This window comes from Brochothrix thermosphacta DSM 20171 = FSL F6-1036 (assembly GCF_036884295.1).
Lineage (GTDB): Bacteria > Bacillota > Bacilli > Lactobacillales > Listeriaceae > Brochothrix > Brochothrix thermosphacta.
Genome location: NZ_CP145608.1, coordinates 842,747 through 855,855 on the forward strand (window position 1 = coordinate 842,747; position 13,109 = coordinate 855,855).

The 13,109-nt window shown below is 36.7% G+C and carries 12 protein-coding genes and 1 other RNA gene; 9 read left to right on the plus strand and 4 right to left on the minus strand.

Annotation, left to right across the window (positions count from 1 at the left end):
* The first annotated feature begins 45 nt into the window (after positions 1-45).
* Entirely contained in the window at positions 46-1,332 is a 1,287-nt protein-coding gene (locus V6S17_RS04285; protein WP_154657731.1) for a replication-associated recombination protein A, read from the plus strand.
* Between the two features lie 3 nt (positions 1,333-1,335).
* Here V6S17_RS04285 and ssrS read toward each other — a convergent pair.
* A non-coding RNA gene (gene ssrS, locus V6S17_RS04290) (6S RNA) lies at positions 1,336-1,521 on the minus strand.
* Between the two features lie 166 nt (positions 1,522-1,687).
* On the opposite strand from ssrS, the gene V6S17_RS04295 reads away from it, so the two are divergent.
* The 8 genes from V6S17_RS04295 (at position 1,688) to V6S17_RS04330 (ending at position 10,276) form a co-directional block, all read left to right on the plus strand.
* A complete protein-coding gene (locus tag V6S17_RS04295; RefSeq protein WP_029091217.1) occupies positions 1,688-2,830 on the plus strand; it encodes a cysteine desulfurase family protein in 1,143 nt (380 codons plus the stop codon).
* A 15-nt stretch (positions 2,831-2,845) separates the two neighbouring features.
* A complete protein-coding gene (mnmA, locus tag V6S17_RS04300) occupies positions 2,846-3,964 on the plus strand; it encodes a tRNA 2-thiouridine(34) synthase MnmA (protein WP_029091218.1) in 1,119 nt (372 codons plus the stop codon).
* A 1,007-nt stretch (positions 3,965-4,971) separates the two neighbouring features.
* Complete coding sequence (locus tag V6S17_RS04305; protein ID WP_029091219.1) at positions 4,972-5,634, plus strand: tetratricopeptide repeat protein; 663 nt, start codon at positions 4,972-4,974, stop codon at positions 5,632-5,634.
* A gap of 21 nt (positions 5,635-5,655) precedes the next feature.
* A complete protein-coding gene (locus V6S17_RS04310; RefSeq protein WP_029091220.1) occupies positions 5,656-8,034 on the plus strand; it encodes an ATP-dependent RecD-like DNA helicase in 2,379 nt (792 codons plus the stop codon).
* A gap of 329 nt (positions 8,035-8,363) precedes the next feature.
* Entirely contained in the window at positions 8,364-8,786 is a 423-nt protein-coding gene (locus tag V6S17_RS04315) for an organic hydroperoxide resistance protein (protein ID WP_029091221.1), read from the plus strand.
* Positions 8,787-8,814: 28 nt separating this feature from the next.
* Positions 8,815-9,249 (plus strand): MarR family winged helix-turn-helix transcriptional regulator, encoded by a 435-nt coding sequence (locus V6S17_RS04320; protein ID WP_029091222.1) that lies wholly within the window; start codon positions 8,815-8,817, stop codon positions 9,247-9,249.
* Entirely contained in the window at positions 9,242-9,898 is a 657-nt protein-coding gene (locus tag V6S17_RS04325; RefSeq protein ID WP_029091223.1) for a nitroreductase family protein, read from the plus strand. Before V6S17_RS04320 ends, V6S17_RS04325 begins: the two co-directional genes overlap by 8 nt.
* 3 nt (positions 9,899-9,901) lie before the next feature.
* Positions 9,902-10,276, plus strand: coding sequence for a DUF1304 domain-containing protein (locus V6S17_RS04330; RefSeq protein ID WP_029091224.1), 375 nt, complete (start codon positions 9,902-9,904; stop codon positions 10,274-10,276).
* Between the two features lie 43 nt (positions 10,277-10,319).
* On the opposite strand, the gene V6S17_RS04335 is transcribed toward V6S17_RS04330, so the two are convergent.
* The 3 genes from V6S17_RS04335 to V6S17_RS04345 form a co-directional block, all read right to left on the minus strand.
* Positions 10,320-10,850, minus strand: coding sequence for a hypothetical protein (locus tag V6S17_RS04335; protein WP_029091225.1), 531 nt, complete (start codon positions 10,848-10,850; stop codon positions 10,320-10,322).
* Positions 10,851-10,950: 100 nt separating this feature from the next.
* Positions 10,951-12,363, minus strand: coding sequence for a sensor histidine kinase (locus V6S17_RS04340; RefSeq protein WP_029091226.1), 1,413 nt, complete (start codon positions 12,361-12,363; stop codon positions 10,951-10,953).
* 5 nt (positions 12,364-12,368) lie between these two features.
* The gene (locus tag V6S17_RS04345) at positions 12,369-13,067 is read right to left on the minus strand and encodes a response regulator transcription factor (protein ID WP_029091227.1); all 699 of its coding nucleotides are present in this window, start codon (positions 13,065-13,067) and stop codon (positions 12,369-12,371) included.
* Between the last annotated feature and the right edge of the window lie 42 nt (positions 13,068-13,109).

The following is a 13,109-nucleotide window of genomic DNA, read 5'->3' on the forward strand; positions in this document are numbered from 1 at the left end:
GGATAATGTTTACAATTAGAAGTTAAGGAGTTGAACAAAATGGGGATGGATGCACCGTTAGCTTATCGTATGCGACCAACTGACCTGAGCGAAATCATCGGTCAAAGTCATTTAGTAGCAGAAGGTGAAATCATTGAAAGAATGGTACGAGCTAAACGTCTGACCTCCATGATTTTATATGGCCCACCAGGGATTGGTAAGACGTCGATTGCAAATGCAATTGCCGGGAGTACAAAGTATTCGTTTCGAAAATTGAACGCTGTTACAAACAATAAAAAAGACTTAGAAATTGTTGTAGCTGAAGCACGTATGAGTGGGCATGTGATTTTATTGTTAGATGAGGTTCATCGTCTTGATAAAACCAAGCAAGATTTTTTATTGCCGCATTTGGAAAGCGGTCGTATTATTTTGATAGGCGCAACAACCAGCAACCCTTATATTGCAATTAACCCAGCGATTCGTAGCCGTGCGCAAATTTTTGAATTGAAGCCGTTAGTAGTCTCAGATATTTTAATAGCATTAAATCGAGCGCTCACTGATGAGGAACGTGGTTTAGCAAGTTATAAACCAAAGGTAACAAAAGAAGCGTTAGAGCATTTTGCAGTGAGTAGTAACGGCGATGTTCGTGGTGCTTTAAATGGCTTAGAGTTAGCCGTTATTTCAACGCCAGCAAATGATGAAGGCGTCGTTTTGATTGATGTAAAAACAGCTGAAGTTTGTTTACAACGTAAAAGTCTTGCGATGGATAAAGATGGTGATGGGCATTATGATGTGTTAAGTGCTTTACAAAAATCAATCCGAGGCAGTGATGTTGACGCGTCTTTACATTATTTAGGACGTTTAATTGAGGCAGGTGATCTTTTTAGTATTAGCCGCCGTATTTTAGTGATGGCTTATGAAGATATTGGGTTAGCGAACCCTCAAGTCGGTGTTCACGTTTTGGCAGCAGTACAGACTGCTGAAAAAATTGGATTTCCAGAAGCGCGAATTCCACTAGCTAATGCAGTAATTGAATTAGCATTGGCACCTAAATCAAATTCAGCTTATCTTGCAATTGACGGTGTTTTAAGTGACATTCGTAAGGGTGTCAGTGGAGAGATTCCAGATCATCTCAAAGACGGTCATTATAGTGGTGCTGAAAAATTAGGCCGTGCAATCGGTTATCAATACCCACATGATTTTCCCACAAAGCAGTTTCCTGGTTACTGGGTAGACCAACAATATTTACCAAATAACATAAAAAATAAGCAGTACTACTCACCTAAACGTTCTGGTAAGTTTGAAAATGCTTTGGCTGATATGTATGTTTTAATTGAAAAAAATAAAAAATAAAAAAAGAATCCCGATCGCGCCGTCGATTTTCCCTAAATTTTGTACCCGCACTTATAGCAGGTGGGTGACCCTCACCATTGATTACAAGTCCTCATGAAAAGGCTTTTGTTCTCAATGTTTGTTGCGTCTCCCGTAACAAACATGTTCGGTCAAAATAAATAGGTACTCTAACGTACACATCAGGATTTCTTTATGACCCTAATATAGCATTTTTTTTTTGAATAATCAAATGAAGTTAACTGAAAAAGCAGATAAAAAAAAGATAAACAGCAAATTTGCTTTTTAGCGTATTTTTTTCTAAAATCAATAAATATGGTTTAAAAGAACGGCTTTAAAATAGAGGAGATGCTTTCGAGTGAAACAGTTATATATCGATCATGCGGCTACATCGCCAATTGATCCCGAAGTTATGTCAGCAATGGTTGACAATATGTTATCTATCAGCGGTAATCCGAGCAGTGTACACCGTTACGGACGCGAAGCGCGATATGCCTTAGATACCGCTCGTGCTGTATTGGCAGCATCAATCCACGCGAAAGAAAGTGAGATTGTTTTCACGAGTGGCGGTACAGAAAGTGATAACTTAGCGTTGTTAGGAACAGCCTATGCGAGACAATCAGAAGGAAAACATATCATTACAACAGCGATAGAACATTCAGCTATATTGAAAACTGCACAGGCGTTGGAAAAAGATGGTTTTGAAATAACCTACTTACCTGTTTCTAAAAATGGTGAAATTTCACTTAATGATTTACAAGAAGCTTTACGTCCAGATACAATCTTGGTATCGATTATGTATGGAAACAATGAGGTTGGGAGTCGACAGCCAATTCAAGCGATTGGATTAATGTTGGAAACACACCCGTCCTACTTTCATACAGATGCCGTGCAAGCTTATGGTTTAGAGAAACTAAATGTTGATGAACTCAAAGTTGACTTGCTCTCAACAAGTGCGCATAAATTAAATGGTCCTCACGGTATCGGTTTTTTATATGTACGATCACAAATACGGTTAAATTATACGATGTTTGGTGGCGATCAGGAGCGTAAGCGACGTGCTGGAACTGAAAACTTACCGGCAATTGTAGGCTATGCTAAAGCAGTTGAGTTAGCAGAAGAAACACGTGCTGATAAGCGTGATAGTTACGAAAAATTCAAACAGATTATTATAAGTGCATTGGATATTGCAGGTGTTAAATATGAGATTAATGGAACGATTGACAACAGTCTTAGCCATATCTTAAACATTCATTTTATTGGCGCCTCAGTTGAAGCATTTTTAGTAAACTTAGATATGGCAGGTGTTGCTGTATCAAGTGGTTCGGCATGTATGGCAGGTAGTATTGAACCCTCGCATGTGTTAGTGGCGATGTATGGGGAAGATACACCTGTATTGAAAGAAAGTCTGCGATTTAGTTTTGGTGCAGGTTTAACAAAAGAAGATATCACTTATGTAGCTGATGAAACAGTACGTATTTATCAACGCATTGTAAAATAAGAGGAGTGGAAAAAAATGACTAAAAACGATAATGCCAATACACGAGTAGTTGTTGGTATGTCAGGCGGCGTGGATTCATCCGTTACCGCACTTATGTTAAAAGAACAAGGTTATGATGTTATTGGTGTCTTTATGAAAAACTGGGATGATACAGATGAATTTGGTGTTTGTACAGCAACTGAAGATTATGAAGATGTACGTAAAGTAGCGAACCAAATAGGGATTCCTTATTATGCCGTTAACTTTGAAAAAGAGTATTGGGATAAAGTTTTCACATACTTTTTAGCAGAGTATAAGTTGGGACGCACACCTAACCCGGACGTTATGTGTAATAAAGAAATCAAGTTCAAAGCATTCTTGGAACATGCAGAAAATCTTGGAGCAGATTATGTTGCAACAGGTCATTATGCACGTGCCGTTCGCGATGAAAATGGCGAAGTGAAAATGTTACGTGGGCAAGATCAAAATAAAGACCAAACCTATTTCTTGAATCAATTATCGCAAGCACAATTGCAAAAAGTAATGTTCCCATTAGGGGAAATTGAAAAACCAGAAGTGCGTCGATTAGCAGAAGCAGCAGATTTAGCAACAGCTAAGAAAAAGGACAGTACAGGTATTTGTTTTATTGGAGAACGTAATTTTAAAGAATTTTTAAGCGAATATTTACCAGCTCAACCAGGTAACATGTCTACGCTTGATGGAAAAGTAATGGGTAAACACGATGGTTTAATGTACTATACAATCGGCCAACGTCAAGGCTTAGGAATTGGTGGCGAAGGTGAACCCTGGTTTGTAGTTGGAAAAGATGTTGAAAGTAATACACTGTTTGTAGAACAAGGATTTGATCACCCAGCAATGACCTCTACAGCTTTGATTGCGAATCAAGTAAGTTGGACATCATCAACACCAAAAACAGGAACATTTGATTGCACAGCGAAATTCCGTTACCGCCAAGCAGACGTTCCAGTAACAGTTGAAGTTAATGAAGATGAAATTAAAGTAACCTTTAAAGACACAGCACGCGCTGTAACACCAGGACAATCAGTTGTGTTATACGACGGAGACGAATGCCTTGGCGGCGCAACAATTGACCGTATTTACCGTGATGGAGAAATAATCACATACCTCGGATAAGTGAAAGTGGAAACACCTCGTTTATTCTCTGAGAAATTGGAAAACTAAAAAATATTCGTTAGACTAGAAATCTTAAATGAGGGTCGACTGATCCATGTCGACTTTACCATTTAAATTTCAGGTCTAATGTTTTTTATTTGTTCTGAAATTAATCGAGAGAATAGGTGTTATAACTGGAGAAAAGTGAAAGTGGAAACACCTCGTTTATTCTCTGAGAAATTGGAAAACTAAAAAATATTCGTTAGACTAGAATTGAAAGAACGACAAGCTCATTCTACTTTATCTAAATTGGAATGTGAAAAAAGTCACTCGTTAGATTAGAAAATTCAATTAGGATAGACTGATTGTTGAAAGAAAGTTAAGCTCGCTTTATTTTATCCCAATTGAAATACTAAAAATATCACTCATTAGGCTAAGGAAATTAAATTGTTATAGACTGCTCCATGTCTATACTCCAATTTGATTTTCAGGTCTAGTGATTTTTTTATGTGTTTATGAAATTTTGATAAAGTCAGCTTAGTTTTCTGGAGACTATTCTATTTAAAATTAAATTTCAGGTCTAGTGATTTTTTTAACGTTTATGAAGTTTTGATAAAGTAAGCTTGGAGTTCTGGAGACAGAAGGAAACATCAAAGACAATAATATTTAAAATTTAAATTTCAGGTCTAATGTTTTTTATTTGTTCTGAAATTAATCGAGAGAATAGGTGTTATAATTAGAGATAAGTGAAAGTATTTTCAAGCCCGTTTGAAAATGAATAAATTGGAGAAAACACTATTTTGACGTATTTTGTCAGGATAGTGTTTTTGAAATTTCAGAAGTTTTGGCTTGGTTGAGTAGCGTCCCTTAATCACTAAAATCACCTAAATAATGAGCAGTTATAATTAATTCCTTCAAACAAATTTTTTTATTGTGATAAAAGCTGTTTTTACAGAGGTCAATGGTTTTAAAAAGCGGAATATATGGTAAAATGGTCTAATGAAGATATTAAGAAGAGGAGCGGGACAATGACTGATTTAAATGCACAAGCGTTAGAACATATGCAAAAAGGTGAAGTAGAAGAAGCAGTGAAGGTTTTAACTGAACAAATTGAAAAGGTACCTACAGATGTAGTCGCATATATTAACTTTGGGAATGTTTTATTATCAATGGGAGATGTAGAACGCGCGGCACGTTTTTATGATCGTGCGATTGAAATCGATTCAAATGTACCAACGGTTTATTATAGCTATGGGAACTTGTATTACCAAGCCCAAGAATATACTAAGGCCGCACAAAAATTTCAAATGGCACTTGAAAAAGGACTGGATGAAGCGGATGTTTACTTTATGTTAGGTATTTCATTGTTGAATCAAGGTGAAGCTAAATTAGCAATGCCTTATCTTTTAACAGCAACTGAAAAAAATCCCGATGATATTGAAGCGTGGTTCCAATATGCATTAGTATTAGCACAATTATCACTATTTGACGAAGCAATTAATGCTTTTAACCAAGTGTTGGCGATGGATGACACGCATGCAGATGCTCTTTATTATTTAGGTACAGCTCGTCTGATGAATGGTGAAGATTCAACAATCATTAAACCGCTGTTTGAAAAAGTTGTCACATTACAACCGGAACATGAAATGGCGTTAAGTGCGTTAGATGCAATTACAGCTTACGAAAAATAATAAACAAGGAGGTGGAGGAAGATGACGGATACAATGAACACATCAGAGGGTGAAAATATACCACCGTATGTTAAAGGCAATGTGGTCACCACCATCTTTCATAATGCCACTAACTTGTTTTCTGTGTTGCGTATGGAAGTGAAAGAAAGTAATGTCGAATGGGATGACCGTGAAATTGTCATCACCGGTTATCTACCAGAACTTTCACAAGAAGACCGTTATCATTTAGAAGGAACGGTATCAGAACATCCAAAGTATGGACGACAGTTTCAGGTCACAACTTTCAGAAAAGAAATGCCTGCTACTAAGGCGGGTGTTTCTACTTATTTATCTGGAGAAATGTTCAAAGGTGTCGGTAAAAAGACTGCTGAACGAATTGTCGATATACTAGGTAACGATGCCATTTCACGGATTTTACAAGATCCAACTGTGTTAGATCAAGTCCCAAAATTAACAACAAAATTAAAAGAATCATTAGCCAAAACACTTCAAGAAAATGAAGGCATTGAATTGGTGATGATTAAACTTAATGAAATGGGATTTGGTCCCCAATTAGCGATGCGTATTTTTCAAACATACCAACAAAAAACGATGGAAGTTATTAATGAAAATCCGTATCAATTGATTCATGATGTCACAGGTATCGGCTTTAATCGTGCGGATGAACTGGGCCAAAAAATTGGTATGGGTGGTAATCATCCTTCTCGTTTAAGTGCAGCACTGATGTTTACGGTTGATTCGGAAAGTATGCAAAACGGTCATGTTTATATGGAATATGATGAAACGGTATTAGCTACAAAGCGTTTATTATTAAGTAGTAATGGCTCTTCTGTCATTGCGGAAAATGAAATTAGTGACGCATTGCAAGAACTATTACAAAATAATGAGCTTGTGCAAGAAGAGACACGCATCTATTTACCATCGTTGTATCATGCCGAAAAAGGTGTCGCACATCATTTAATGCGACTTGAAAAAGCACAGGCGAAGCGTACAACTTTTCCGAAGTCAGAGTTTTTAAAAGCGCTTGGTGAATTGGAAGAACGTATTAATGTAACCTATGCACCGTCTCAAAGTGATGCGATTGAAACAGCTTTAAATTCGTCAACAATGATTTTAACAGGTGGACCAGGTACAGGTAAAACAACTGTTATTAAAGGGATTGTTGAATTGTTTGCTGAATTAAATGGCGTTAGTCTAGATCCAAGTGAATATAAAGATGGAAAAACATTCCCTGTCGTTTTGGCAGCACCCACGGGACGAGCAGCAAAACGTATGAGTGAATCGACTAATCTACCTGCGATGACAATTCATCGTTTATTGGGGATGACAGGTCAAGAAAATAAGTCTGAAGATGTTGATCGTGATATTGAAGGACAATTGCTTATTATCGATGAAACAAGTATGGTTGATATTTGGCTAGCAAACCAACTGTTGCGAGCTGTGCCAACTAATATGCAGGTTATTTTTGTCGGTGATAAAGACCAGTTGCCATCAGTAGGGCCGGGTCAGTTTTTAAAAGATATTTTAAAATCAGAAGTCATTCCAACAATTTCGCTAACAGAAATTTATCGACAAGCAGAAGGCTCATCGATTATTGAATTGGCTCACCATGTAAAAGATGGCGTTTTGCCTGCTGATTTTACTGAAAATCAGTCAGATCGTTCGTTTTTCCGTTGTAATACACAACAGTTGTCAGAAGTAGTGGGGCAAGTGGTTAAAAATGCCGTGAAAAAAGGTTTTACTTCTAAGGATATTCAAGTGTTGATCCCGATGTATCGTGGTCCTGCTGGAATTAATAAAATGAATGAAGAGCTGCAGGAAATTTTAAATCCTAACCCTGAGGGTAAGCGGAAAGAAATAACCTATGGCGATGTGATTTATCGTGTGGGTGATAAAGTGCTGCAACTTGTTAATCAGCCTGAGAGTAACGTTTTTAATGGTGATATGGGAACAATTGTATCAATTATCTATGCGAAGGAAACCGTCGAAAAACAAGATACGCTTGTCATTGAATTTGATCAAACAGAAGTGACATACTTACGCGGTGATTTGAACCAAATTACGCATGCCTATTGTTGCTCTGTGCATAAAGCACAAGGATCTGAATTCCCAATTGTTATTTTACCGTTATTAAAAAGTTATTATCGAATGTTACGCCGTGATATTTTATACACAGCGATGACTAGAAGTCGGCAATTTTTAATTATGTGTGGCGAAGAAGATGCCTTTGCGCAAGCGACAGTGAGGCAATCAGATGTTGCACGACAAACATCTTTATTTGAACGACTTACTCGCACAACTGCAGAGTTAGAACCGGTGAATGAAGCAGGAGAATATATTTTAACACCTGAAAATATTCATTCAATTGACCCAATGATTGGTATGGTAGAGAGTCCGTAGTCTAATTATAGATACTGCAACCTACAGCGATAAACTGTGGGGTGCAACTGAAGATAAACGCTGTTCCAGTTCGTCACTTACTCGTTGTTCCTACGATCACAGCATTTCTATTCAGCCTTCTCATATTGGAATCAAAGTTGCTTAAATCATGTTCAACGAAAAAAGAAGTTTTCAAGACTTTGTCAACAATCTGAACCCACAGTGATAAACTGTGGGTTTTTTTGGAGTAATAGATTGTTTTGAGCAAAAAAAATGACACGTTTTAAAAAGTATGGTAAATTATATTGTACACAACTTAATTGTGAAAAACTTAATCGGAGGTAACAACGATGAAAAAATTATTTGAAACGACGGTAATTAATACAGGTGGACGTAAAGGTGAAGTTTCTTCACCAGATAATGTTTTTTATTATGATATTTCTGCACCAACTGAACTTGGTGGCGATGGCGGTTCTGGTACAAACCCGGAACAATTATTCGCAGCTGGTTACAGTGCATGTTTTAACAGTGCCTTGGAATTAGTATTACAACGCTCAAAAATAACTGCGGAAAGTAAAGTTTCTGCAACAGTGTCACTTTATAGCGATCCTGAAGACAACGGTTTTAAATTAGGTGTTATAATGGATGTTGAATTACCTGGCGTTGAAAAAGAATTAGCGCAATCATTGGTAGAAAAAGCGCATCAAGTATGTCCGTACAGTAAAGCTACAAGCGGAAATATTGATGTGACACTTAACCTCATCAATGCTTAAGCAAAAAATCAGGAAGAGGTGATGTCCAGTGACTCTAGATCAACAACTCTGTTTTACTGTCCATAAACTCGCCAGACAGTTCGACCAACTCTATCGTCCTATTTTAACGAAACATGCCATTACTTATCCTCAATACTTGGTATTGCTCGTTTTATGGAAAAACGATCGATTAACGGTGACTGAAATAGGCAATCAACTAAAGCTTGATTCGGGTACATTATCCCCAATGTTAAAACGAATGGAAAAAAGCGAATTGATTGTTAGAAAACGTGCACTGACAGATGAACGACGTGTTGTTATCGCTTTAAGTGATACAGGACGTGCGCTTGAAGAAGCGTTGAAAAATGACGTTGCTGATTGTTTTGCAGCGTTCAAATTACCCGTAACAAAAGAATCGGAAATTCTTATAAAGCTTAATGAATTAAGCAAATTACTAAACGAAGGAAGTCTTAAAAATGAATAAAGATATTAAACTAATTGATGCGATTAACAATCGTCACTCCGTAAAAGAATTTGATCCAAATGTTAAAATCTCTAAAGAAGAAATGGAAGAAATGTTAAGTTTAGCAACCCGTGCACCTTCTTCGATTAACTTACAACCATGGCGTTTTGTCATTGTTGAAGCTGAAGAACAAAAGCAACAATTGGATAAACTTGTACGTTTCAACCAAACACAATTACATACATCTTCAGCAATGATTTTAGTGTTAGGTGATAATAATCACGCGGATAAAGTTGAAGAAATCTTCAGCCAAAATGTTGCAGCAGGATCAATGACAGAAGATATTAAAAACTATTATATCCAAGCTGTAACAGAACAAATTATTAAAGCACCGGTTGAAGTTCGACGTCAATTAGCTATTTCTGATGCTAACCTTGTAGCGATGCAAATTATGTTAGTTGCAAAAGCATATGGTTATGATACGAATCCTATTGGTGGTTATGAACGTAAAGAAGTCATGGATGTTCTTAATATTGATAGTGAACGCTATACGCCAGCAATGTTTATTGCGATTGGTAAAAGCGTAAAAGAGGCACACGGTTCTGAACGTCTTCCAATTAAAGCTATCGCTAGTTGGAATACAGGAACTAACGGTGTAGTAGGAGAGTAAAAAATGACAATCTTAGCATATATTTTAATTATGATTGTAGCAATTGAACATCTTTATATTCTAGCTTTAGAAATGTTCTTTTCAACCTCTACAGCAGCACGACGTACGTTTGGTGTCACTGAGGAGTTTATTGCAAACAAGCAAGTGCAATCACTATTTGCTAATCAAGGTCTATACAATGGCTTTTTAGCAGCAGGTTTAATTTGGGGCTTATTGATTGTGCCGAGCGCTTTTCAATTTAGTGCGGTGGTCTTCTTTTTAAGCTGTGTTATTATCGCCGCGGTTTATGGTGGTTTAACAGCGAATAAAGGGATCTTAATTAAACAAGGATCACCTGCAATTCTAGCGTTAATTGTTACGTTAATCGCCTTAGGTTAATAAAAAAGCAGGTCTGCTATATTTAGCGGACCTGCTTTTTTTATTATTTAACTTCACCGTGGAATTTTTTTAAAATTTTATCGGTTGTTTTGTAATCATCTTCTGTGACGATATATTTTTCACGTTTATATACTTTTTGACGTTCGCCCCAACCTTCACTTGTGCGAGGACGTTCCATTTTGTATTCTTTGTATTCAATTGTTAATGTTTTTTGAGCAACTGGAACGTTAACACGTTTAAGTTTATAAACATCTAACATTGAATAAAAAGCTTTTTTGCGAATTTCACTTGTTGATGATGGGTCCTTAATTACTGTCATTGCAGCGGACATGATCTCTGCTTCGGGAGCATCGTCACCATAGATAAAATCAGCATCGTTAACGATTAATGAAGCATCAAAAGCGTTGTCTTCAGTTAAACCATAAACTGCTTTTATTTTTGAAACAAGGGCTTTGTGATCCATTGCATCCTTTGCCTTTTTAGTCGTTGTTTTCTTGAATTCATTTGAGTAAAAGATATCTCTTACCATTGCAAGGTCTATTGCCTTGTCCATTATTTTCACACGTCGAGCCATTAAAAAATTCCTCCTCTATATCTACATCATTAAAAGTATAACACATTATCTCCAGAAAAGAATCATCACTTTAAGGATGATTAAAGATTATTCGTTTAACTTAAACAGTCAGCAAAGGCAGTTTTATAATGAAGCAAGTACCAGAACCTTCTTCACTTTTAACTTCAACAGTACCATCATGAAAGGCGATAAGTTGTTTTACAATCGATAAACCAATACCTGATTCACCATATTTTGTGTTTGTTCGCGAGATATCCGCTTTATAGAATCGTTCCCAAATCTCTTCGATATCTTCCTGTTTAATACCGATTCCCGTATCTTCAACTTCAATCACCGTATGATGACTTGTGTTGTAACCTCTAAGAGCAACTGTTCCATTATCTGTAAATTGAATACTATTCTTAACTATATTAATCAATACTTGCGTCATACGATCGTAGTCAGCATGTAACATGATTTTTTCAGAAACATCTACCGTGATTTGATCGCCTTTTTTATCAGCAGCAAATGCAAGAGAATCTTTGACAATTTCAAACAATTCTTGTAATTGGAACGTTTCTTTTTTGAGCGTCACTTGATTTGTACGGATTCTTTCATAATCAATATTTTCGTTGACCAATCGTATCAGACGTTTGGATTCAGTTTGGATTAAACGAATACTTTCTTCTGCATCTTCAAGCGGTATAACATTTGTAGCTAAAGCATCGGAAACGCCGCTAATCGTTGTGAGTGGTGTACGTAATTCATGTGAAACATCGACTGTAAACTGACGACGACGACGTTCTTGCAATGCAACTTCTTCATTGGATTGTTTGAGTGAAGAAGCCATTTTATCGAAATCATTCGCTAAATCACCAATTTCATCACGATCTTTTGAATTTAGTTGAACATCAAAATCACCACTTGTAATCGATTGTGTTGCTCGTTGTAATTTAGTGATGCGATTAACTTGGAAACGAGAGAACATGTAGCTAAGAACCAAAGCAATTAACAATGAAGCACCGCTTGCAATAATGACATTATTTCGTAAAAGAGCGATAGCTTTTTGTGTTTCTGAAACAGGGGACATCAGTAATATACCACCTGCAAATGTACCGTTATTGTTAGTTATAGGTGTCAGTACGAAGGAGACCGTACGGTTAAATCGTGTATCTTCAAAAGGAACTGAGACTTGATTCCCATTCTTTAGATTTTCCCATTCTTGAGAGTCAATTTGAAAAGAGACACCGGGTTGAGCATAACGAAATCTTTTTTCTGAATCAAATAAAATGATGGTAGCATCTTTGGCATTGAGTAGCGTTTGGTATTTTTCGACAGTTTCGATACTAATCGTATTATCTGTTTTTTTAAACTCCTTGGCCATCGCAGAGCCAAAACGCTTGAGCTCATCAACTTTTCCTTCGTAAACATAGTTAGAAAGAAAATGCGTCATTAAAATTGCAATTGTGGCACTTGTGGCAAGGACGATAAATAAATTTGTAAGAAAAAGCTGTGTGAAATATTTAATTTTCATAACAATCATTCCGTTTCATCAAATTTATAACCAACACCCCAAACTGTATGAATGAAGGAATGTGACTCAGTCGATATTTTTTTTCGAAGACGTTTAATATGAACATCGACCGTACGTTCGTCACCATAAAATTGATAACCCCATACATGTTCTAATAACTGTTCACGTGAAAAAACTTGGCGTGGATGTTCCATTAAAAAGTAAAGTAAATCAAATTCCTTGGGTGTAAGTGCCGCCAGAGCAGTACCTTTGTAAAATAATTCGTGTGTCACACGGCTGATTTTAAAATATTCAGTTGTTAAAGTATCTGTATCTTCCGTTTCTTCTTTTTTTACACCGCTAGACGATCGGCGCGAAACGGCCTTAATACGAGCCATTAAAGTGAGGGCATTAAAAGGTTTAGTGACATAATCATCAGCACCTAATTCCAAACCTAGTACTTGATCAGCTTCTGATTCTTTCGCAGTTAAAATAATGATTGGCACGTTACTAAATTCACGGATTGCCATAACAATGGACATACCGTCGAGTGAAGGCAACATCAAATCCACAATTAAAATATCAAAATCTTCAGGTGTCGCTTTAAACAAATCAAGACCTTCTTGGCCATCGTGTGCAAATACAGACTCAAAGCCTTCTTTTTTGAAAAACATATTTACCATTTTACAAACGCTCTCATTATCTTCTATCATTAGTAGTTTCATTTGTTTTATCCCCCAGAGTTCATAGTAACTGGCTACATAAAA